This window comes from Streptomyces sp. NPDC059897, from assembly GCF_042730865.1.
Taxonomy (GTDB): Bacteria; Actinomycetota; Actinomycetes; order Streptomycetales; family Streptomycetaceae; genus Streptomyces.
This window is the reverse complement of sequence record NZ_JBHWKQ010000058.1, coordinates 1-21,239: the sequence shown is the minus strand read 5'-3', so window position 1 is coordinate 21,239 and position 21,239 is coordinate 1. Positions and strand designations below refer to the sequence as shown.

Genomic DNA, 21,239 nt, shown 5'->3' with positions numbered 1-21,239 from the left:
ATACGCGAAGCCGCGCACGGAGCGCAGGCGCCGTCCCCCGTTGAGCGTTTTGTCCCGCTGTGATGCCGGATACGGCGCCGGAATTGTCCACCCCGTGCCTGGTCAGGGGCGGCACCTCCGGAGGGACGCGCCGAAATTCCGGGAAGCTGGCACAGTGGTAGGGGGAACGGTTGCGTTTCCCGGAGCGTTGAGCGGAGAGAACCCAGGGGTACCCGGTGGCAGGCTCCGCCGCGCGGGAGGAGGAGAAGCGCATGACCTACGACCGATTGGTGTGCGCGAACTGCGCGGCCCCCGTGAGCGAGGGCCGCTGCCCGGTGTGCCGGGCGAATCGCGAGCGGTTGCAGCAGAACCCGCTGGCCGCACTGAGCCCCATGGCACTGGTCGCCCTGGTGGCGGTGCTCGTGGCGGCGATGGCGCTCCTCGCGCATCAGACGGTGTAGCCGCCGTACTCGGACATGCGAAAGGGCCCGGAGCCGATCGGCTCCGGGCCCTTTGCGTGTGCGCAGCGTTACGCGGCGGCGCCGCCGCCGCGGTTGCCCGCGAGGCGCGGCAGGAGTCGGAAGCCGACACCGCCCGCGATCATCGTGGCCGCACCGATCACCAGGAACGTGGTGCCGGAGGAACCGGTCTCGGCGAGCTCACCGGTGGCCTGGGCCTTGCCGGAGCCCGTGCCGGTCTGCTGAGCCGGCTCGGAACCGGTGTCGTTCAGGCCCTCCTTGCCCTGGCCCTGCTCGACGGGGTTGTTGTTGCCGTCGGGGTTGGTGTTGTCGCCACCACCGGTGGACGAGCCACCGGTCGAGGAGGAACCGCCGGTGGAGTCGTCGCCACCGGTCGAGGAACCGCCGGTGGAGGACGAACCGCCGGTGGAGGAACCACCGGTGGAGTCGTCGCCGCCGGTGCCGCCACCGATGCCGTTGCCGCCACCGTTGCCGTTGCCACCGGTGGAGTCGTCGCCACCGATCGTGCCGCCGGTGGAGTCGTCGCCACCGTTGCCGCCACCGTTGTCGTTGCCCTCGGTGACGCCGGCGACGCCACCGTTGGTGTTGCCCTCGGTGACACCCGCGACGCCACCGTTGGTGTTGCCCTCGGTGACACCGGCGATACCGCTGCCCGGGTCCTCGTCGCCGGGCGGCTCTTCGTCCGCGCCGTCTTCCTCGGTGGGCCAGCAAATAAGGCCGAGCGGGCCGCAGGTCTCGCCGCTCTTCTCGTCGACGGTGGCGGCGGATGCCGCACCCGCGGCGGTCAGCGAGGCGCCGGCCGCGATCACCGCACCGGCCGCTATCCGCGCAACGCGGATCCGCGTCTTCTTGGTCATCTGTCTGCTACCCCCAGTAGCCAATCGTCAATGGAGCAGCGCCAGGGACCGCGTTCAACCGGAGGCAGCAGAGGCCTCGTGCACCCCTCCCCCGTTCACACGCGTCCCACTAATACGCATGCCGCGCGCCAGCCTTTCCACTTTTGGGATCAACGTCAAGGGCGTTGCGCACGCTATGTCCACACTTGAGCGAGTTGACCGCCTTACGAACATGTGACTGTGACGTAAATGGCTGGCCAGTCTTCACAAGTGCGCCACATCCGGAAGGGGGGTCGGGGCAAAACGAAAGGCAACTGCCGTCCGGTGAACGGCAGTTGCCTTCAATTCGTTGAATGCTGGAGTTACTTCTCCTGCTGCTTGCGCCAGCGAATTCCGGCCTCGATGAAGCCGTCGATCTCGCCGTCGAGAACGGCCTGCGGATTGCCGACCTCGAACTCGGTGCGCAGGTCCTTGACCATCTGGTACGGGTGCAGGACGTACGAACGCATCTGGTTGCCCCAGGAGCTGCCGCCGTCGCCCTTGAGGGCGTCCATCTTGGCGCGCTCCTCCTGGCGCTGGCGCTCGAGGAGCTTGGCCTGCAGAACGTTCATGGCCGTGGCCTTGTTCTGGATCTGCGAGCGCTCGTTCTGACACGAGACGACGATGCCGGTGGGGATGTGCGTCAGGCGGACCGCGGAGTCCGTCGTGTTGACGCCCTGGCCGCCGGGGCCCGAGGAGCGGTAGACGTCCACGCGCAGGTCCGACTCGTCGATCTCGACGTGGTCGGTCTGCTCGACCACCGGGAGCACCTCGACGCCCGCGAAGGACGTCTGGCGGCGGCCCTGGTTGTCGAAGGGCGAGATGCGCACCAGGCGGTGCGTGCCCTGCTCGACGGAGAGCGTCCCGTACGCGTACGGCACCTGGACGGAGAAGGACGTCGACTTGATGCCGGCCTCTTCCGCGTAGGACGTCTCGTAGACCTCGGTCTTGTAGCCGTGGCGCTCGGCCCAGCGCATGTACATGCGCTGCAGCTGCTCGGCGAAGTCCGCCGCGTCGACACCGCCGGCCTCGGCGCGGATGTTGACGATGGCCTCGCGGGAGTCGTACTCGCCGGAGAGCAGCGTGCGGACCTCCATCTCGTCCAGCGCCTTCTTGACCGCCGTGAGCTCGGACTCGGCCTCGGCGCGCGTGTCCGGGTCGTCCTCCTCCTCGGCCATCTCGAAGAGGACCCCGAGGTCGTCGATACGACCGCGCAGCGCCTCGGCCTTGCGGACCTCCGCCTGGAGGTGGCTCAGCTTGCTGGTGATCTTCTGCGCCGCCTCCGGGTCGTCCCACAGGGACGGCGCGGCCGCCTGCTCCTCGAGCACGGCGATATCTGCCCTCATCTTGTCGAGGTCCAGGACGGCCTCGATCGACTCCATGGTCGAGGAGAGGGACTTCAGCTCTTCGGATACATCGACGACTGCCACAGGACCAGCCTAACGGCTGGTGCAAGTGATCCGCCCCGGCCGCCCCCGGGGGGCCCTTCACGGCTGTTCGGGCGCGGAATTGTTGCTGTCCGCGGGCGGTGCCTCGTCGGAGCCGGAGGAGGTCGCCGCCCAGACGCCACCGCCGACCGCGGCCACGAGCACGAGTCCGGCCACGCCGAACGTGATGCGTCTGCGGCGCGCGGAGTTCCGGTTGCGGGCCGAGCCGGGGCGCGGCGAGCCGTGGGCGCGGGGCGCGCGGGCCGTGCCGCGGGCGCCGCCCGCCAGTTCGTCCGGCGCCGGGACCCGCATCGACGTATGGGTGTCGCGGTTGGAGTCCTTGGGCGCGGAGCCGGGGATCAGGGAGACGGCGCCGCGGCGGGGCCGCTCCGGGGGGTCCTGTGGCGTCTCGGTCCGCGGCTCCGGCTCGTCGGCGGCGGGCTCGGTCTCCGGCTCGTCCACGTCGAGCGGCGGCAGGCCCGTGAGCATCGGCTGGAGTTCGCGCAGGCGCGCGGCCAGCTCGGAGGCCCGCAGGCGGGAGGCCGGGGCCTTGGCGAGGCACTGGATGAGCAGCTGCCACAGCTCGTCGGGGATGCCGGGGAGCGGGACCACCGTCTCCGTGACGTGCCGCCGCAGGATGGCACCGGGGTGGCCGCCGCCGAACGGCGTGAAGCCGGCGAGGAGTTCGTACAGGACCGTCGCGAGCGCGTAGATGTCGACGGCCGCGCGCGCGGGCAGGCCCTCGATGACCTCGGGGGCGAGGTAGTCGGGCGTGCCGATGATCTTCGTGGCGCGGGTGCGGCGCGGGGTGTCGATCAGCTTGGCGATGCCGAAGTCGGTGAGCAGCGCGGGGTGCGAGCCGCCGGGGCCGAGCTCGCCCTGCATGTCGAGCAGCACGTTCTCCGGCTTGACGTCGCGGTGCACGATGCCCGCGGCGTGCGCGGCGGCGAGGCCCTCGGCGATGTCCGCGACGACGGCGACGGCGGCCTCGGGCGGCATCCGGCGCTCGCGGTCGAGCCGGGTGCGCAGGTCGGTGCCGCGGACGAGGTCCATGACGAGCGCCAGGTCGTTGCCGTCCACCACCAGGTCGCGCACGCCCACCACGCGCGCGTGGTCGAGGCTCAGCAGGGCGGTGCGCTCCTGGACGAAGCGGCCGACCAGTTCCTGGTCCGCCGCGAGGTCCTCGCGCAGCAGTTTGATGGCGACCGGACCCTCGGGTCCCTCGCCCAGCCACACCGTGCCCGCACTGCCGCGCCCCAGGATCTGGTGTGCGGTGTACCGGCTGCCGATCTTCCGTGCCAAGGCTGCTCCTACAGACGCGTGTTGGCGCCCAAGCTACGCGGCTCGGACGCCAACCTGCGCATCAGAGGGGGAATTCACCCGCTGGATGTCGACAAATCTCCAACGTCACCGGTCAGTTGCCGGTTCGGCTGCCGGTTCGGCTGTCGCTAATTGCCGGTCTTGCTCCCCAGATCGCCGATCCAGCCGGACACCGTGGAGAACCAGTCGGAGATCTGGGCCCAGTAGCCCTTGCCGGTGCCGATCCAGTCCTGGAGCGGGGTGAACTCCCAGACCAGCCAGCTCACCACGAAGAGCATCACGATCATGAACAGGCAGCCCTTGAGGCAGCCGAGGCCCGGGATCCGCATCCGGTTGGGGCTGCGGCGGCGCGGTTCGCGCGGTTCCGGCTCCCGGCGCGGGGCCTGGCGGGGCGGCGGCTGCTGCGGCGGCGCGTACTGCTGGGGCTGCTGCTGCGGCTGCCGGGGCGCGTACTGCTGCGGCTGCTGCTGTTGCTGCTGCTGCGGGCGCGCGACCTGGCGCTGCGGGCGGCGGCGCAGCGGGTCCTCGTTCGGGTCGAGGTACTGGACCTGCGTCTGCTCGTTGCGGTCGCGGGCCGCGCGCAGCTGATTGCCCCAGGCGTCCGGCATCTGCTCCGGCGGGCCCTGCGGCATCGGCGGCATGACGGCGGTCGGATCGGCGGCGTCACCGCCCTGGTCGTGGCCCTGCGACTGCATGACGCTGGTGGCCGCGTTCGGGTCGTACGCCCCCGCCGCCGCGGCACCGGCAGCGGCGCCCGCCGCACCCGCGAATCCCGCGGCTGCCGCGTTGTTCGGCAGCACCTGCGTGGGGTCCGCGTCCGAGGTGCCGTCGGCGCCCGGGACCTGCGCCGGAGTCGGGTCCGGCATCAGGAGCGCGCCGACGCCCTCGGCGGCGGCGATCTGCGCGCTGTTCGCGTGCACGCCGATGCCCTCGGCGACGGTGCGCAGCCCGCGCGCGAGGTTCTCCGCGCTCGGCCGTTCGTCCGGGTTCTTGCGCAGGCAGCGCTCGATGACCGTCCACAGCGGGTCCGGGACCGTCGAGGGGCGGCGCGGTTCGGCGCTGAGGTGCTGGTGCAGGACTTCGAGGGCGGAGCCGCCGGAGAACGGCGGCCGGCCCGTGACCAGCTCGTACAGCAGGATGCCAGCGCCGTAGACGTCGACGGCGCTGGTCTGCGGGCGGCCCTCGGCGGACTCGGGCGCCACGTAGGCGGGCGTGCCGACGAACTCGTGGGTGCGGGTCAGGCCCGGGGAGTCCGCGAGGCGGGCGATGCCGAAGTCGGTGAGCATCGGGTACATCTCGCCGGTGTCCTGCTTCAGCAGGACGTTCGCCGGCTTGAGGTCCCGGTGCACGACCCCGTCCGCGTGCGAGGCGGCGAGCGCGTCGGCGACCTGGGCCGTCAGGAGCGCGGCGCCGACCGGCGAGAACGGTCCGTTCTCGCGCAGGTAGCGGTGCAGGTCGGGGCCCTCGACGAGGTCCATGACGAGGGCGAGCAGATCGCCCTCCACCACGAGGTCGCGCACCCGCACGATGTTCGGGTGGGTGAGCCGCAGCAGGACGGAGCGCTCCCTGAGGAAGCGCATCACCACGTCCGCGTCGTTGGCGAGCTCTTCCTTGAGGACCTTGATCGCGACGGTCTCGCCGGGCTGGCCGGCGACGGCCGCCTCCGCGCCCGCCGTCTCGCGCTGGCGGGCTCGCCAGACGGTGCCCGTGGCGCCGCGTCCGAGCGGCTCCTCGAGCAGGTACTTGCTGCCTACCGGCCGCACGTCATGCGCTCCCTGCATCGGTACTTGCTTGGGTCACCTGGTTCCGGGTGTTCCGACCCACTCTAGTGGCGGATTCCCCGGTACCCACTGTCGATCTTCTGTGGCTTTCGGCTCGGCCCGTGCCGTCCGTCGCACCGGTGTACGGCCCCGGGCCTACCCGTGTTCGACGGAAAGACGCACAGCTGGTGCTGTTGGTTGCCACGGGACGACGTGACCGATCTCAAGCGGGCAACGAGCAGGCACTTTTACGGGCAGAGCCGACCAATCAAGATCACTTACGGGTGGCTGGCGGGCGTGTTGTCAGCGGCAAGTGCAAGGATGCCTTCAGCACTGGCTGACGTGCCCGTGGCGGTGGGGGGAATCTGCGGTGGGGGACCGCGGGGCAGCCCCTCTGTTTCCGGGCGCCCGCGCAGAAGGGACCGCAGGCGGCGATGCAGATCCGGCTTACCGTCGTAGACCCCCTGGGCACGCGCCCCGACATGCTCGCACGTGGTGACGACACACTCGCGCGCGGTGTCGACGTACTGGTCACGGCCCCAGCGGGCACGGCCCTCGCCGCGGTCGCCTCCGGCCTGGCCACGGCCGTCGCGGGCGGCGAGGCGGGGTCCACGACCCTGTACGCGGGCACCCAGCGGCTCGACGCACAGCGCTGCGTCATGGGCGAGCCCCCGCTGATCGACGGCGCGGTGATCGCGCTCGGCGCCCCCGTGGACCCGGGCCCCGAGCCGGACGACGCGGCGGCCCAGCTCCATGTGGTCGCGGGCCCCGACGCGGGCGGCGTCCATCTGCTGCACGGCGGGCAGATCCGCATCGGCCGCTCCGCCGACGCGGATGTCTCCCTCGACGACCCGGACGTGTCACGGCTGCACTGCGCGGTGACGCTCGGCGCCGACGGCCGGATCACCGTGGAGGACCTGGAGTCGACGAACGGCACGTCGGTGGACGGCCGCCCCCTCGACGCCCGCCCCGTGCGCCTGTCCCCCGGTTCGCTGGTGCGGCTCGGCGAATCGGCGCTGCGGGTCTCCGTCGCCGGTGACGCGGCCCGCCCGAGGCCGCTGCGGACGGCGCCGGACGGGGAGGGGCACGTACGGGTGCTGTTCGCCGAGCAGCCGGTGGACGCGCCCGCGCAGGCGCCCGCCACCGACCCCGACCAGGAGACGCGGCACGCGTACGGGGACTCCGCCTGGGGCTCGGCCAGCGATGCCGCCCAAGGCGGCGCGCGGCCCCTCGTCAGCGAGCCGGAGCCTGCCGAGGAGGCGGAGGGCACGCGCGTGAGCACCCCCGCGCGCGGCACCACGCTGCCGCGCGCCCCGCGCAAGCGCGGCGGGCTCTCCCGGCTGCTGCGCCGCGGCAAGCGCGACGAGCGCGACGGCTTCGCCATGGACGACCAGCATCACGAGATCTACGAGCCGCACGTGCTGCGCACCCCGCAGCTCTCGGAATCCGCCGCCGACCCCGGGACACCCCCTGAGGTCTCTTCGTACGAGGAGGAGCCCAGGCCCGTCGCCGCCACCGCCGAGACCTGGCCCGACGCCGCCGCGCTGCTGCTCACCGCGCTCGGCCCGGGGCCCCGGCTGTGGGAGCGCGGTCCCGGCCACGCGGAGGCGCTCGCGGTGCGGCTCGGCAGCGTCGACCGGCCGGGCCCCGGCGGCGTGGGGCTGCTGCCCGCGGTGCCGGTGACCGTGGGCCTCGCCGAGGCCGGGGCCCTCGGGCTCGCGGGGCCGCGCGCGCGGCTCGCCGGTCTGGCCCGCTGCGCCATCGCCCAGCTCACGACGCTGCACGCGCCGGAGCGCCTGGAGCTCGTGCTGATCTCGACCGACCGGGCGCGCTCCCTGGAGGAGCGGGTCGCGGACTGGTCCTGGCTCGGCTGGCTGCCCCAGGTGCGGCCCGCCCACGGCCAGGACTGCCGGCTGCTGCTCGCCTACGACCGGGAGCAGGCGGCGGCGCGTACGAACGAGCTGCTGCGCCGCCTCGACGACCACGCGGCGGGGTTCAGGCCCTCCGCGCAGGCGACCGACGAGCCCGTGGCCGCCACGGTCGTCGTGATCGACGGCGACCCCGGAAGCGCCTCGCTGCGGGAGGCCACGGTGCGGCTCGCCGCCGAAGGGGCCGCGGCGGGGATCCACGTCGTGTGTCTGGCCGAGGCGCCTGCCGCCTCGCCCGCCTCACCTGCCACGCAGAGCTACGAGGCGGCCTGCGCCGAGAGCCCGGCGTTCCGCGCGTGCGGGGCGGTGGCGCTGCTCAGCGGCGATGTGGCGACGACGCTGCGGCTGCACCGGGCGGCGCAGGGACAGCTCGTCGGACACGGGACGGTCGGCACGGCCGACGCGGTGTCGCTCGCCTGGGCGGAGCGGTTCGCGCGGGCGCTCGCGCCGCTGCGCCCGGACGCGGTGGGCGGTTCCGGCGACCGGCCGGGCGCGCGCGTGTCGGCGCCGCTGCCGCAGACGTCCCGCCTGCTGGACGAGTTGGGGCTCGCCCGTGCCACACCGGCGTCCCTCATGGCGCGCTGGGCGGCGGCAGGGGACGATCCGGACTCGCTCGGCGGGCGGGTCTGGGCGGTGCTCGGGGCCGGGCCGCGCGGCCCGCTGACCGTGGATCTGGCCGCCGAAGGGCCGCATCTGCTGATCGAGGGGCCCGCGGGCAGCGGCCGTACGGAGCTGCTGCGTTCGGTCGCCGCCTCGCTCGCCGCGGCGGAGCGTCCCGACCGGCTCGGCATGGTGCTGGTCGACGGTACGCAGAACGGGGAGCGCGGGGAGCGCGCGGAGGGCCTGCGGGTCTGCACGGACCTGCCGCACGTCACGACGCACCTGGCCGCCAACGACCCGGTACGGATGCGGGAGTTCGCCCAGGCGCTGAGCACCGAACTGAAGCGGCGGGCCGAGCTCATAGGGCGTACGCACTTCTCGGAGTGGCACACGCAGCGGGCCGTCTCGGGCCGGGTCGTGTCCCAGCGCGGCGCGCCGTCCTCGGAGAGCGCCGGGGATGTGGACGTGCCGCCGAGTTCGACGATGCGGCTGCGGCCCGGGGCCACGCGGGAGCGCGCGGAGGCCGCTCCTCCGCTGCCGCGGCTCGTGGTGGTAGTGGACGACCTGGACGCGTTGCTGTCGCCGCCGCTCGGGTCGATGGGGCGGCCGGCCGCCGGGTCGGTCGTGCGGGCCCTGGAGGCCGTGGTGCGCGACGGGGAGCGGCTCGGGGTGCACCTCGTCGCGGCGTTCGCCTCCGGCGGGGCACCGGGGTGGAAGGACCGGCCGCGGGTCGTGCTCGACGCGCCGGGGACCGGGAGCGAGGATCCGGCGCCGGGGCGCGGGGTGCTGCACGGGGCGGACGGGCGTGACGTGGAGGTGCAGGCGGGTCGGGTGACCGGGCGCATCCCCCGTACGGCGACGCAGCGGCCGACCGTGGTGGCGCTCGAGTGGGCCCGCATGGGCGACCCGCCGGACCGCCGCCCGGTCCGCGAACTGGGCAACGGGCCCACGGACCTGGCCCTCCTGGCCAGCGCCCTGGAACGCGCGGCCCGCTCCGTCTCGGCGACGGAGGTCCCCTCGCTGCTCTAGGCTGCGCCGCTTGACCAGCCCCTGCGGCGGTTGAGCCAATCAAGCCCCGCCGGCGATTGAGGCGCGGGGTCCGGGGCAGAGCCCCGAGGCCGCAACCGCGGCGAGGCCGACCTGCGGCGGGGCGGCGCCCGTCGTCCCTGTACGCGGCACCGGGGGCAGCCTTGCCCACCCTGCCTTCCCCAAGCTCTCCGACAAGCTCCGAGCAGGGGAGACCCCATGAGGCGGCAGATTGCCCAAGGCGGCAGCGGCGCCATCGAGCCCAACACCCCCCGCCGCTCGGCGGGTTGACGCATCACGACACCGTCACGATCACCCGGTTTACAGCCCTGGCACCCTTGCCGGTTCTCCCTGGCCGGGCGTAGACCAGTGCGCACGGGACAGCGCTCAGTACGTACGTTCAGCGTTCAGGACGAGAACGGGGCAGTGATGGGCAGCACTCGCAGCACTCTTCGTACACGCACACCCCTCCGCAAGGCCCTCGTGGGCATCGCCATCGGTTCCCTCGCGCTCACCCTCACCGCCTGTGGAGGCGAGGACGACAACGGCAAGGAAGGCGGGGACGGCGGCAAGACGCCCGCGTCCTCGGTCAAGCTGCCGAAGCTGAACGGCAAGTCGGTGGAGATAGCCGCCGTGTGGACCGGCGACGAGCAGAAGAACTTCAAGAAGGTGCTCACGGAGTTCGAGAAGCGGACGGGCGCGAAGGTCACCTTCGTTCCGGCCCAGGACCCGATCATCAACTTCCTCGGCTCGAAGGTGGCCGGCGGCGCCCCGCCGGACGTCGCGATGCTGCCGCAGCCCGGCGCCATCAAGCAGGCCGTCGACAAGAAGTGGGCCAAGCCGCTGGGCGAGGACGCCCAGGCGCAGCTCACCAAGAACTACGCGCAGGGCTGGCAGGACCTCGGCAAGGTCGGCGGCAAGCAGTACGGCGCGTACTACAAGGCGGCCAACAAGTCCCTGGTCTGGTACAACACCAAGGTCTTCGAGAACGCGGCCGCCAAGGAGCCGAAGACCTGGAAGGAACTCCTCGCCACCTCGCAGGCGATCTACGACTCCGGTGTCACGCCGTTCTCCGTCGGCGGCGCCGACGGCTGGCCGCTGACCGACTGGTTCGAGAACATCTATCTCTCGCAGGCGGGCCCCGAGAAGTACGACCAGCTCGCCAAGCACGAGATCAAGTGGACCGACCCGTCCGTGAAGGACGCGCTCGGCACGCTCGCCGAGCTGTGGGGCAAGAAGGACTTCCTCGCGGGCGGCAACAAGGGAGCCGTGCAGACCGAGTTCACGAAGTCGGTCGAGCAGACCTTCACCGGCGGCGAGCAGCCCAAGGGCGCCATGGTCTACGAGGGCGACTTCGCGCAGGTGAACATCCAGCAGACCAAGGCGAAGGTCGGCACGGACGCGAAGGTGTTCCCGTTCCCCGCCGTCGGCTCCGGGGACAAGCCGGTGGTCAGTGGCGGTGACGCGGCGGTGATCCTGAAGGACTCCGAGGCGGCGCAGGCCCTGGTGACCTGGCTGGCCTCGCCGGAGGCGGCGACCATCCAGGCCGAGCTGGGCGGCTACCTCTCCCCGAACAAGAACGTGGACCTCGCCTCGTACCCGAACGAGGTGCAGCGCGAGATCGCGAAGGCGCTCGTGGGCGCGGGCGACGACTTCCGCTTCGACATGTCGGACCAGATGCCGCAGGCCTTCGGCGGGACGCCCGGCAAGGGCGAGTGGAAGGCGCTGCAGGACTTCCTGATGAACCCCAAGGACATCGCGGGCACCCAGAAGACCCTGGAGGCCGAAGCGACCAAGGCGTTCAAGGACTGACGCCGCGATGACCTCCGCCGCGGGCGGCGGCACCCCGGACCCCGGGGCTGCCGCCGCGACGTCACCACGCACCCGCAAGAGCGTCACCGGCACCCGCAGGACCGTCGCCGCGCTCTTCCTGCTGCCCGCGCTGATCCTGCTCGGCGCGCTGGTCGTGTACCCGATCGGGTACTCGGTCGTCCGCAGCTTCTTCAACGCCTCGGGCGGCTCGTTCATCGGCTTCGACAACTACGAGACGCTGTTCACGCGCGAGGACACCAAGGCCGCGATCAACAACAACATCTGGTGGGTGGTGCTCGCCCCGACGGTCGCCACGGCACTCGGCCTGATCTTCGCCGTGCTCACCGAACGGATCCGCTGGGCCACCGCGTTCAAGCTGGTCGTCTTCATGCCGATGGCCATCTCGATGCTGGCCGCGGGCATCATCTTCCGGCTCGTCTACGACCAGGACCCGGAGAAGGGCGCGGTGAACGCGGTCATGGTGGGCGTGCACGACACGTTCGCCGACTCCTCCGCGTTCCCGAAGGCGCATCCGCGGGGGCCCGACACGCTCACCGGGAAGAGCGGCGGCCCGTTCCTCACCAAGGAGCCGGTGCGGGCCGGAACTCCCGTGCTGCTCCCGCTCGTCGGCGTCGCCGCCGACCAGATGCCCGAGAACGCCAAACCCGCGAAGCAGCCCGCGGCCGGGAAGGCCGGGGTCACCGGCACCGTCTGGCAGGACTTCACCCTCGGCAAGGGCGCGGGCGCCCGGGACAGGATCGACTCGACCGAGCAGGGCTACCCCGGCATGCGCGTCGAGGCCGTCAGGAACGGCAAGGTCGTGGCCGCCACGGCGGCCGCCGCCGACGGCACCTTCGCGCTTCCGGCCAAGGCCGACGGAGCCCAACTCCGGCTGCCCGCCGCCAACTTCAAGGAGCCGTACAACGGCGCCGACTGGCTCGGCGACAAGAAGTACTTCACGGTCAGCCTCGGCGGCTTCGACCTGTACCTCAACATCGTGACGACCTCGATCATGGTCGCGTACGTATGGATGTGGGCCGGGTTCGCGATGGTGCTCATCGGGGCGGGGCTCGCCGGCATCCCCCGCGAGCTCCTCGAAGCCGCCCGCGTGGACGGTGCCTCCGAGTGGCAGGTGTTCCGCCGGGTCACGGTGCCGCTCCTGGCGCCCGTGCTCGCGGTCGTCCTCGTCACGCTGATGATCAACGTACTGAAGATCTTCGACCTGATCTTCATCATCGCGCCGGGGTCCTCGCAGGACGACGCCAACGTGCTGGCCCTGCAGCTGTACCGCTCGGCGTTCAGCGAGGACAACGAGGGGCTGGCCAGCGCGATCGCCGTGCTGCTCCTGCTGCTCGTGATCCCGGTGATGTGGTTCAACATGAGGCGGCTGCGGCGGGAGACGAGGCGATGAGCACTCTCGACGACACCGTGAAGGCCCCGCGCTCGCTCGCGCGCCGGATCGGCGACAAACTCAGCGGCGGATTCGTCCAGTTCGTGCTGCTGCTGGTCGGCGCGCTGTGGCTGGTGCCGACGATCGGCCTGCTGTTCTCCTCGCTGCGCTCTCCGGAGGACATGGCGGACAGCGGCTGGTGGACGGTGTTCAGCAAACCGGCGCAGCTGACCTTCGAGAGCTACAGCAGCCTCCTGGAGAACTCGGACATCACGCGTTCCCTGGTCAACACGGCCCTGATCACGGTGCCCGCGACGCTGCTCGTGATCGTGATCGGCTCGCTGGCCGGCTACGCGTTCGCGTGGATGGAGTTCCCGGGCCGCGACTGGTGGTTCCTGATCGTGGTCGGGCTGCTCGTGGTCCCCGTGCAGGTCGCGCTCGTGCCGATCGCCCGGCTCTTCGGCGACATCGGCATCTTCGGCTCGATCCTCGGCGTGATCCTCTTCCATGTCGGGTTCGGGCTGCCGTTCGCGGTGTTCCTGCTGCGGAACTTCTTCGCGGAGATCCCGCGCGAGCTCCTGGAGGCGGCGCGCCTGGACGGCTCGGGCGAGCTGCGTCTGTTCCTGCGGGTGGTGATGCCGCTCGGCGCGCCCGCGATCGCCTCGCTCGGCATCTTCCAGTTCCTGTGGGTGTGGAACGACATGCTGGTCGCGCTGATCTTCACGGACACCGACAGCCAGCCGATCACGGTCGCGCTCCAGACCCAGGTGCGGCAGTTCGGCAACAACGTCGATGTACTCGGCCCCGGCGCGTTCATCTCGATGGTGGTCCCGCTGGCCGTGTTCTTCGCGTTCCAGCGCCAGTTCGTGTCCGGAGTGATGGCAGGTGCCGTGAAATAGCACGCCATGGCGTCTCATATCACCTAGGAGGATGGGAACAAGACACACAACGGGGATTTATCGAGCGAGAGGGCCTCTCGTTTCCTCCCGTCCACCACGAGGACACCCCGGACACCTACCCAGAGCGGATGGCCTCCCGGGCCCTGCGGGCCGAGCGCGACGCCCCAGGGCCCGCACCCACGTCATCCGTACTGGAGCTGACATGCAGCACGAGTCCCACACCGCGCCCGCCGAGCTGCCGCGCCCGGCCGCGCTCGACGACGTCAAAGGCTGGTTCCACAACATCGACCAGGTGCTCTTCGACTGGTTCCTGAGCCGGCAGCGCGCGCTCGGCCAGGACGGGGATCTCCTCGAACTCGGCGTCTACCTGGGCAAGAGCGCCATCTTCATGGGGCAGTACCTGGAGGAGAAGGAGACCTTCACGGTCTGCGACCTGTTCGACTCGCCCGCCGACGACGTGGCGAACGACAAGGAGATGAACAAGTCCTACAGCACCCTCACCCGAACCGCCTTCGAGGCCAACTACCGAGCTTTCCATGACGAGTTGCCCGAGGTGGTCCAGGGCCCCTCGAACGTGATCACGTCCGTGGTCGCCCCCGGCAGCTGCCGCTTCGTGCACGTCGACGCCTCGCATCTGTACGAGCACGTGCACGGCGACATCGAGGCCTCCCGCGAACTCCTCGGCGAGGACGGCATCGTCGTGCTCGACGACTTCCGCGCCGAACACTGCCCGGGCGTCGCGGCCGCCACGTGGGGCGCCGTCGCCACGACAGGGCTCAAGCCGCTGTGCATCACGGCGACCAAGTTCTACGGGACGTGGGGCGCGTTCGACCCCGTGCGCACCGAGCTGGGCGCGATGCTCGCGGGCCGCAAGGACTTCTGGCACGGCGCGGAAGAGGTCGCCGGGCACTCGATGATCCGCATCGACGGCAAGAAGGCGAAGCGCCCGGCCCAGCCGGTGTCGCGCCACGCGTCGACGGCCTCGGCCATGCCCGCGCAGGCCCCGCGCCCCAAGAGCCGGCTGCGCTCGCTGCTGGGGCGCTGACTCCGGGCCTTTCGTGGGCCGTCACCCGCACGGCCCACGAAAGGCGGGGCGGGGCGCTCCGGCGGGGCACGCATGCCCCATGCCGTACATGACGACCACCGCACTCGTGCGCGGAGCGGCGCGCGGCGCGACGGCGCTGCGCGGCGGGCAGTTCTGGCGCCCGACCCCGTTCTTCGTCTTCGGCGGCCTGTGCTGGCTGCTGCTGACGCTCGCGTACTGGTGGGTGCCGATGGCCTACGAGTACGGGCTGCACGCGGCGGTGATCGAACGCCTGAAGGTGAGCCTGGCGCACCCGCGCCACCCGCTGGTCGACCTGCCGGGCGCGGGCAGCCCGTACCTCGTCTCCCCGTACGCGATGGCGGAGGGCCTCTTCGCGCGGGCGACGGGACTGACGGGCTGGGAGGTCATGAAGCTCGCGGGCCCGGTCAACCTGCTGGTCCTGCTGACCGGCCTGAACCGCCTCGTCCGCACCCTCACGGCCCGCGATGGGGGCTCCCCTGCTCGAGCGGAGCCGAGAGCTTGGGGAAGGGCGCCGGTCCTCGCCCTGTTGACGCTGACGCTCCTGTGGGGAACCAGCACGGACTGGCGGACCGAGCCGCTCGCGCTGCGCTCCCTGACGATCGACCTCGGCTACCCGTCGACGTTCGCGATCGGGCTGGCGTTCTGGGTGTGGGCGGCGGCGTGGCGGCTGCGGCGCGAGGAGGCCCGGTGGGCCGTGGCGGGGCTCGCGGCGGTCGGCCTGGTGTGGCTGTGGCCGGACACGGGCCCCGCGACGCCGCACGTCCCGTGGCTCGCGCTCATCGGCCTCCCGGCGCTGTGGCCGCGCCTGCGACGCGACCCCAGGGACCCGCTCGTACTCCTGTGCGCGGCGGGCATCGCGGCCCTCGGGTACGCGGCGCTGCTCCACCCCTCCGCGTACGGCGCGGCGATGGTCCTCACGGTGCTGCCGCTCCAGCTCGCCCTGGCCGTCGCGCTGGCGGCGCCGCGACCGTGGACGCGGCAGCGCCGGGCGCTCGGCGGGCTGGCGGCGACGGGCGCGGCGCTCGGCCTCCTGGCCACGGCCCTCGACCCGCCGCCGAGCGGGCCCGACTACATGTGGGCGGCGCGGCACGTCCCGCCCGGCAACGTGGTCCTGACGGACGGCCACCACGCGGTCCGCGCCCTGCCGGGCCACGGGCCGACGCTGGTCGCGCCCGCCCGCCCCGACCCGGTCGTCGACAGGACCGACTGGGACCGGCGCCGGGCGGCGGTGCGCGCCTACCTCTCCCCCGCGTCCACCCGCACCGAGCGGCAGGACATCGCGGACCGCTACCGCGTGCGCTGGCTGCTGCTCGACCGGGACGAACGGCTGCCGCCCGAGGCGGTGCTCGTGGCGTGGGGCCCGCGCACGGGCGAGGTGCTGGCGCGGGTCAACGGGGGTACGTCCCGGCGTGGCTGAGGCCGGTTCGACTGCTTACTCGACGACGAGCTGTACGTCTTACTCGACGACGAGCTGTACGTCGATGTTGCCGCGGGTCGCGTTCGAGTACGGGCACACCTGGTGCGCCTGCTCGACCAGCTTGCGGCCGGTCTCGGCGTCGACCGAGTCGGGCAGCTCGACGCGGAGCACGACGGCGAGCCCGAAGCCCTCGCCCTGCTTGCCGATGGAGACCTCGGCGGTGACGGCGGCGTCGGAGACGTCCACCTTGGCGCCCCGGCCGACGAGCCCGAGCGCGCTGCCGAAGCAGGCCGCGTAACCGGCGGCGAAGAGCTGCTCGGGGTTGGAGCCCTGCCCGTTGCCGCCCATCTCGGTGGGCACACCGAGCTGGAGGTCGACGACGCCGTCCGAGGAGACGGCGCGCCCGTCGCGGCCGTGGGTGGCGGTGGCGACGGCGGTGTAGATGGCGTCCATGGGAAGGACCTGCCTCTCGGTTCGGTGTGGTCACTGCGCACTCTGCGTACCTCCAAATAGAGCACACAATTCAATTGTGCACAACTCAATCGCGCGACGAGTACCCTGGTGCCATGGCCAGCACCGACGACTACCTCCGGCTCGACCGCCAGATCTGCTTCGCGCTCAACGCGGCGTCGCGCGCCTTCGGCGGCGTCTACCGCACGCTGCTCAAGGACCTGGGCCTCACCTACCCCCAGTACCTGGTCATGCTGGTGCTCTGGGAGGCCGCGGAGGACGAGGGCCCGCTCCCGGTCAAGCGCCTCGGCGAACGCCTCCGGCTCGACTCCGGCACCCTCTCCCCGCTCCTCAAGCGACTGGAGGCGAACGGCCTGGTGCGCCGCGAGCGCAGCGCCACGGACGAACGTTCGGTGACGGTCGCCCTCACCGACTCCGGCGCGACCCTGAAGGACCGCGCGGCCGAGGTCCCGCGCCGGATCGCCGCGGCGACAGGCTTCGACCTGGACGAGATCGAATCCCTGCGGACCCGGCTCGAGCACCTGACGGACGCCCTGGACGAGTGGGCGGAATCGAGCCCCAGATCGAGCCCCGCCGGCGATTGAGGCGCGGGGCCCGGGGCGGAGCCCCGTGACGCCCACCCCGCCGCGGCAGAGCACTCCCCGCCCCCCGGACCCTCCGGACGAGCTGCGCCGCCTCCCCCGCCAGCCCCACCCCCACGGCGATCGCCAGCGTCACCCCGGCGGCATGCACAAGGCCTCCGACCCCCGTCGTGGTCCGCCCGGAGGCAAGCGCGGCCAACGCCACGTACAGCGCACCGCCCGGCAGCAACGGGGCGATCCCGGGAACGACGAGCGGCAGCGCGGACTCCCGCCGCCGCCGGGCCACGGCGTGCGCGGCGCACCCGACCCCGGCCGCCACCACCGCCGTACCGACCAGCGAGGGAAGCCCGAGGACGGCGAACTCGGCGGCCACCACGAACCCGCAGGTTCCCAGCAGCGCGGCGGGCAGCCAGTCGCGCCGGGGCGTGCGCGCCCGGGCCGCCACGGCCACCGAGAACACGGCGGCGCCCACCGCGGGCGCGCCCAGGTACTCGGCCCGCGCGGCCGTCGGCACGACAGGCGCCTCGAACCCGACGAGCCGCCCCACACCGAGCACGGCCACCACGCCCGTGACCACCGCCGCGAACACCAGCATCGCGTCGAAGAGCCGCCCGAGCGCGGTCAGATAGTGGCCGGTGAGCGCGTCCTGCACGGCGCTGACGAAGGTGACGGTCGGCAGCAGCCCCAGCACCCCGGCGACCACGACCGACTGCACGGTCGCGGGCGGCGCGCTGTGACTGATCGCGACGGCGAGCACGGCGGCCGGCATCGCGGCGACGGCCGACCGGTAGAACGCGGGCACGCCATGGCGCCCCAGCCAGCCGCTCAGCAGCGCCCCGAGCAGCCCGGCGACGAACGCGCACACGGAGGTCAGTGCCCCACCGCCGAACGCGATGCCGCCGCCGGCCGCCACGAACCCGGTCTGCACGGGCACCCGCCACCGCCCCCGGTCCGCGGGTGCGTCGAGTATCCGCGCGGTCGCGGCCCGCGCTTCGTCCAGGCCCAGCTGCCGCGCGCTGATCCGCTCCACGAGCGCGTGGATGCGCCCCAACGTCCGGAAGTCGGTGGCGTGCTTGCGGATCACCCGGTTCGCGTGCAGCGGCGTGAGCTCACCGGGGGCGTGCGCGGACAGCGACACGGAGGCGAGCGTGACACTCGGCTCGCAGTAGCTGAGCCCGTACGTCTCGGCGACGACGAGCATCCCGGCGACCGCCTCCTCGGCGGAGGCGCCGTACGACAGGAGCGCCTCGCCGAGCCTGGTGGCGAGCTCGGCAACGCGCGCGCCGTATGCCTCCATGTCGGCCCGCCCGTCGTCGAGCAGCAGCTCCCCGCCGTACCCGTAGCTTCTGATCGGCTCGATGCCGCGCAGCCGGGGCAGCGCTTTGGTCAGCCAGGGGTCGGCGCGGTCGAAGGTGGCGGCGGGGCGGGTCCTCGAAGGCATACAAATGGAGCGTAACGGACATCACACTTGAACGGCTCAAGAGTTTCGGACCACGACCGGAGCTGCCAGGATCGAAGACGTCCGGGGGCCGTGGGAACCGTGAGGACTGTGACGCAGAATGCCGCACTGGCCGTGATCCTGCGTCACAGTCCCTCGTGACAGCTCCACCTCGCAGTCCCTCAGAGCGCCTTGAGGGCCGCCGCCGTCGCCGCCGACAAGCGCTTCAGGTGGCCCTTCGGCAGCTTCGGCGCCCGGACCACCAGCGTGCGCCAGTACAGCGGGCCCGAGATCAGGTCAAGCGCCAGCTCCTCGTCGAGGCCGGAGCGCAGCTCGCCGCGCTCCACCGCCGCCCGCACGATCCCGCTCGCCACCCCGTGCTGCCCCTCGCGCAGCGCCTTCTGCAGCGCCTCGGCGATCTCCGGGTTGCGGGCCGCCTCCGCCTGGAGGTCCGGGATGATCTGGCCGGCCACGGGGTGCCGCAGCGCGCGTGACGTGACCTCGTAGAGGAGCCGGAGGTCCTCCTCCAGGGAGCCGGTGTCCGGGGCGGGCAGGCCCTGCACGGCGATGGCCGAGACCAGGTCGAGGACCAGGTGGAGCTTGGACTTCCAGCGGCGGTAGACCGCCGTCTTGCCGACGCCCGCGCGGCGCGCGATGCCCTCGATGGACATGCGCGCGTAGCCGGCCGAGGCCAGCTCCTCGAAGACCGCCGCGCGGATGGCTTCCGTCACGTCCTCGCGCAGGACGGCCGCCCCTGCGGGGGCCCTGCGACGCGTCGGCTTGGAGGAGTCGGCGTTGGTCGTCATACGGCAAAGCATAGGTGGGCGACGACGAAACGGTTGCGTTCCGACGTCGATCCGCCCTACTCTCACGTGACGACGATACGGGCCCGTCCCGACGTGAACGGCGGGTGAACACCGGCCGTCGCCCCACCCCCCGACCGAAAGCAGCGGATGTGAGCCAGGTCCTGGACGCGCCTCCCCCGCAGGAGGCACCGCGGTCCACCCCCGAGGATCCGGCGGCCCTCGCCGCCCGGTACGGGCTGAGCGTCAGCGGCGCCCGGCCCTCGCTGCCCGCGTACGTGGGACAGCTGTGGCAGCGCAGGCACTTCATCGCGTCCTTCTCGACCGCCAAGCTCACCGCCCAGTACAGCCAGGCGAAGCTCGGGCAGGTCTGGCAGGTGCTGACGCCGCTGCTGAACGCGGCGGTGTACTACCTGATCTTCGGCAAGCTCATGGGGACCAGCCGGGGCGTGCCGGACTACATCCCGTTCCTGGTCACGGGCGTGTTCGTATGGACGTTCACGCAGTCCTCGGTGATGGCGGGGACCAAGGCGATCTCCGGGAACCTCGGGCTCGTGCGGGCCCTGCACTTCCCGCGGGCCTCACTGCCGGTCTCGTTCTGCCTCCAGCAGCTCCAGCAGCTGCTGTTCTCGATGTGCGCGCTGGTGGTCATCCTGCTGGCGACGGGCGTGCCGCCGGCGCCGTCCTGGGTGCTCGTGGTGCCCGCGCTCACGCTCCAGTTCATGTTCAACACCGGGCTCGCGCTGATCATGGCGCGGCTGGGCTCGAAGACCCCGGACCTCGCGCAGCTGATGCCGTTCCTGCTGCGTACGTGGATGTACACGTCCGGCGTGATGTGGAGCCTGACCCACCTGACGGAGGGGCGGGACATGCCGTCGTTCGTGACGACGCTGCTCCAGGTCAATCCGGCCGCCGTCTACATCGACCTGATGCGCTTCGCGCTCATCGACAGCTTCAGCGCGGACCAACTGCCGGACCACATCTGGGCGTTGGCGGCCGGCTGGGCGCTGCTCGCCGGGGTCGGCGGGTTCATCTACTTCTGGAAGGCCGAGGAGACGTACGGTCGTGGCTGACACTCTTTCCGACACGAACACCGAGCAGGTGCCGACCGTCATCGCCGACGGCGTCGACATCGTCTACCGGGTCAACGGCACCGGCGCGGGCCGCGGCGCCGCGACCGCCGCCCTCAGCCGCATCCTCGGCGGCCGGAAGAAGGCCGAGAAGCGGGCGGGCGTACGGAGGGTGCACGCGGTCAAGAACGTGTCCTTCACCGCCTACCGCGGCGAGGCCATCGGGCTCATCGGGACCAACGGGTCAGGAAAGTCCACCCTGTTGAAGGCGGTCGCCGGGCTGCTCCCCACCGAGAACGGGCACATCTACACCAACGGCCAGCCCTCCCTGCTCGGCGTCAACGCGGCCCTGATGAACGACCTCACCGGCGAGCGCAACGTACGCCTCGGCGGGCTCGCCATGGGCATGTCCCGGGAGCAGGTGCGGGACCGCTACGACGAGATCGTCGACTTCTCCGGGATCAACGAGAAGGGCGACTTCGTGACGCTGCCGATGCGGACGTACTCGTCCGGCATGGCCGCGCGGCTGCGGTTCTCGATCGCCGTCGCCAAGGAGCACGATGTGCTCCTGATCGACGAGGCCCTCGCCACCGGCGACCGGTCCTTCCAGAAGCGGTCCGAGCAGCGCATCAAGGAGCTCCGCAAGCGCGCGGGCACCGTCTTCCTCGTCAGCCACAGCAACAAGTCGATCCGCGACACCTGCGACCGGGTGCTGTGGCTGGAGCGCGGCGAGCTGCGGATGGACGGGCCGACCGAGGACGTCCTCAAGGAGTACGAGGCGTTCACCAACGCCACCGGCGACAAGCCGAAGCCCAAGGCGAAGAAGCCGAAGGCGCCCGTGGCCGCGTAGGCACCACCCGTACGGAAACGGGGGCGCCCCGAGCCGATGATCCGGCTC

Annotated in this window: 16 protein-coding genes and 1 pseudogene; 10 read left to right on the top strand and 7 right to left on the bottom strand. The window is 72.0% G+C overall.

Annotated features, from left to right (window positions below; genetic code table 11):
* Positions 1–251 precede the first annotated feature (251 nt).
* A complete protein-coding gene (locus ACFV9W_RS36100) occupies positions 252–440 on the top strand; it encodes a hypothetical protein (protein WP_385769746.1) in 189 nt (62 codons plus the stop codon).
* A 68-nt stretch (positions 441–508) separates the two neighbouring features.
* On the opposite strand, the gene ACFV9W_RS36095 is transcribed toward ACFV9W_RS36100, so the two are convergent.
* From ACFV9W_RS36095 to ACFV9W_RS36080, 4 genes are all read right to left on the bottom strand, one after another.
* Positions 509–1,315 (bottom strand): hypothetical protein, encoded by an 807-nt coding sequence (locus ACFV9W_RS36095; protein ID WP_385769744.1) that lies wholly within the window; start codon positions 1,313–1,315, stop codon positions 509–511.
* Between the two features lie 341 nt (positions 1,316–1,656).
* The gene (gene prfB, locus ACFV9W_RS36090) at positions 1,657–2,763 is read right to left on the bottom strand and encodes a peptide chain release factor 2 (protein WP_385769742.1); all 1,107 of its coding nucleotides are present in this window, start codon (positions 2,761–2,763) and stop codon (positions 1,657–1,659) included.
* A 57-nt stretch (positions 2,764–2,820) separates the two neighbouring features.
* Entirely contained in the window at positions 2,821–4,062 is a 1,242-nt protein-coding gene (locus ACFV9W_RS36085) for a serine/threonine-protein kinase (RefSeq protein WP_385769740.1), read from the bottom strand.
* 146 nt (positions 4,063–4,208) lie between these two features.
* A complete protein-coding gene (locus ACFV9W_RS36080; RefSeq protein WP_385769737.1) occupies positions 4,209–5,843 on the bottom strand; it encodes a serine/threonine-protein kinase in 1,635 nt (544 codons plus the stop codon).
* A gap of 431 nt (positions 5,844–6,274) precedes the next feature.
* Between ACFV9W_RS36080 and ACFV9W_RS36075 the strand changes: the two genes are divergently transcribed.
* The 6 genes from ACFV9W_RS36075 (at position 6,275) to ACFV9W_RS36050 (ending at position 15,978) form a co-directional block, all read left to right on the top strand.
* Positions 6,275–9,397, top strand: coding sequence for an FHA domain-containing protein (locus ACFV9W_RS36075; protein WP_385769735.1), 3,123 nt, complete (start codon positions 6,275–6,277; stop codon positions 9,395–9,397).
* 426 nt (positions 9,398–9,823) lie between these two features.
* Entirely contained in the window at positions 9,824–11,206 is a 1,383-nt protein-coding gene (locus ACFV9W_RS36070) for an ABC transporter substrate-binding protein (protein WP_385769733.1), read from the top strand.
* A gap of 7 nt (positions 11,207–11,213) precedes the next feature.
* The gene (locus ACFV9W_RS36065) at positions 11,214–12,617 is read left to right on the top strand and encodes a carbohydrate ABC transporter permease (RefSeq protein ID WP_385769731.1); all 1,404 of its coding nucleotides are present in this window, start codon (positions 11,214–11,216) and stop codon (positions 12,615–12,617) included.
* Positions 12,614–13,495, top strand: a complete 882-nt coding sequence (locus ACFV9W_RS36060) for a carbohydrate ABC transporter permease (protein ID WP_385769729.1) — start codon at positions 12,614–12,616, stop codon at positions 13,493–13,495. The genes ACFV9W_RS36065 and ACFV9W_RS36060 overlap by 4 nt, the downstream gene beginning before the upstream one ends.
* 202 nt (positions 13,496–13,697) lie before the next feature.
* On the top strand, positions 13,698–14,540 hold the full coding sequence (locus ACFV9W_RS36055; protein ID WP_385769727.1) for a class I SAM-dependent methyltransferase: 843 nt from the start codon (positions 13,698–13,700) through the stop codon (positions 14,538–14,540).
* A gap of 88 nt (positions 14,541–14,628) precedes the next feature.
* Positions 14,629–15,978, top strand: coding sequence for a hypothetical protein (locus tag ACFV9W_RS36050; protein ID WP_385769725.1), 1,350 nt, complete (start codon positions 14,629–14,631; stop codon positions 15,976–15,978).
* A gap of 39 nt (positions 15,979–16,017) precedes the next feature.
* Here the strand turns inward: ACFV9W_RS36050 and ACFV9W_RS36045 are convergent, their stop codons facing one another.
* Positions 16,018–16,431 carry an organic hydroperoxide resistance protein gene (locus tag ACFV9W_RS36045; protein WP_385769723.1) on the bottom strand — a complete coding sequence of 138 codons (414 nt, stop codon included), beginning with the start codon at positions 16,429–16,431 and terminating at the stop codon, positions 16,018–16,020.
* 113 nt (positions 16,432–16,544) lie between these two features.
* Here ACFV9W_RS36045 and ACFV9W_RS36040 point away from each other — a divergent pair, with 113 nt between their 5' ends.
* Positions 16,545–17,033 (top strand): MarR family winged helix-turn-helix transcriptional regulator, encoded by a 489-nt coding sequence (locus ACFV9W_RS36040; protein ID WP_385769721.1) that lies wholly within the window; start codon positions 16,545–16,547, stop codon positions 17,031–17,033.
* 109 nt (positions 17,034–17,142) lie between these two features.
* On the opposite strand, the pseudogene ACFV9W_RS36035 reads toward ACFV9W_RS36040, so the two are convergent.
* Together ACFV9W_RS36035 and ACFV9W_RS36030 are read right to left on the bottom strand one after the other, a co-directional pair.
* Positions 17,143–18,327: pseudogene (locus ACFV9W_RS36035) on the bottom strand (threonine/serine exporter ThrE family protein); the annotation flags it as partial.
* A 323-nt stretch (positions 18,328–18,650) separates the two neighbouring features.
* Complete coding sequence (locus ACFV9W_RS36030; RefSeq protein WP_385769719.1) at positions 18,651–19,286, bottom strand: TetR/AcrR family transcriptional regulator; 636 nt, start codon at positions 19,284–19,286, stop codon at positions 18,651–18,653.
* A gap of 137 nt (positions 19,287–19,423) precedes the next feature.
* Between ACFV9W_RS36030 and ACFV9W_RS36025 the strand changes: the two genes are divergently transcribed.
* A complete protein-coding gene (locus ACFV9W_RS36025) occupies positions 19,424–20,344 on the top strand; it encodes an ABC transporter permease (RefSeq protein WP_385769717.1) in 921 nt (306 codons plus the stop codon).
* Positions 20,337–21,191 carry an ABC transporter ATP-binding protein gene (locus tag ACFV9W_RS36020; protein WP_385769715.1) on the top strand — a complete coding sequence of 285 codons (855 nt, stop codon included), beginning with the start codon at positions 20,337–20,339 and terminating at the stop codon, positions 21,189–21,191. The genes ACFV9W_RS36025 and ACFV9W_RS36020 overlap by 8 nt, the downstream gene beginning before the upstream one ends.
* The last annotated feature ends 48 nt before the right edge of the window (positions 21,192–21,239 follow it).

Coding starts and splice junctions, on each gene's coding strand:
- ACFV9W_RS36095 (WP_385769744.1), bottom strand. CDS start 1,315: ATGACCAAGAAGACGCGGATCCGCGTTGCGCGGATAGCGGCCGGTGCG.
- ACFV9W_RS36065 (WP_385769731.1), top strand. CDS start 11,214: ATGACCTCCGCCGCGGGCGGCGGCACCCCGGACCCCGGGGCTGCCGCC.
- ACFV9W_RS36060 (WP_385769729.1), top strand. CDS start 12,614: ATGAGCACTCTCGACGACACCGTGAAGGCCCCGCGCTCGCTCGCGCGC.
- ACFV9W_RS36070 (WP_385769733.1), top strand. CDS start 9,824: ATGGGCAGCACTCGCAGCACTCTTCGTACACGCACACCCCTCCGCAAG.
- ACFV9W_RS36100 (WP_385769746.1), top strand. CDS start 252: ATGACCTACGACCGATTGGTGTGCGCGAACTGCGCGGCCCCCGTGAGC.
- ACFV9W_RS36055 (WP_385769727.1), top strand. CDS start 13,698: ATGCAGCACGAGTCCCACACCGCGCCCGCCGAGCTGCCGCGCCCGGCC.
- ACFV9W_RS36040 (WP_385769721.1), top strand. CDS start 16,545: ATGGCCAGCACCGACGACTACCTCCGGCTCGACCGCCAGATCTGCTTC.
- ACFV9W_RS36030 (WP_385769719.1), bottom strand. CDS start 19,286: ATGCTTTGCCGTATGACGACCAACGCCGACTCCTCCAAGCCGACGCGT.
- ACFV9W_RS36050 (WP_385769725.1), top strand. CDS start 14,629: ATGACGACCACCGCACTCGTGCGCGGAGCGGCGCGCGGCGCGACGGCG.
- ACFV9W_RS36075 (WP_385769735.1), top strand. CDS start 6,275: ATGCAGATCCGGCTTACCGTCGTAGACCCCCTGGGCACGCGCCCCGAC.
- ACFV9W_RS36045 (WP_385769723.1), bottom strand. CDS start 16,431: ATGGACGCCATCTACACCGCCGTCGCCACCGCCACCCACGGCCGCGAC.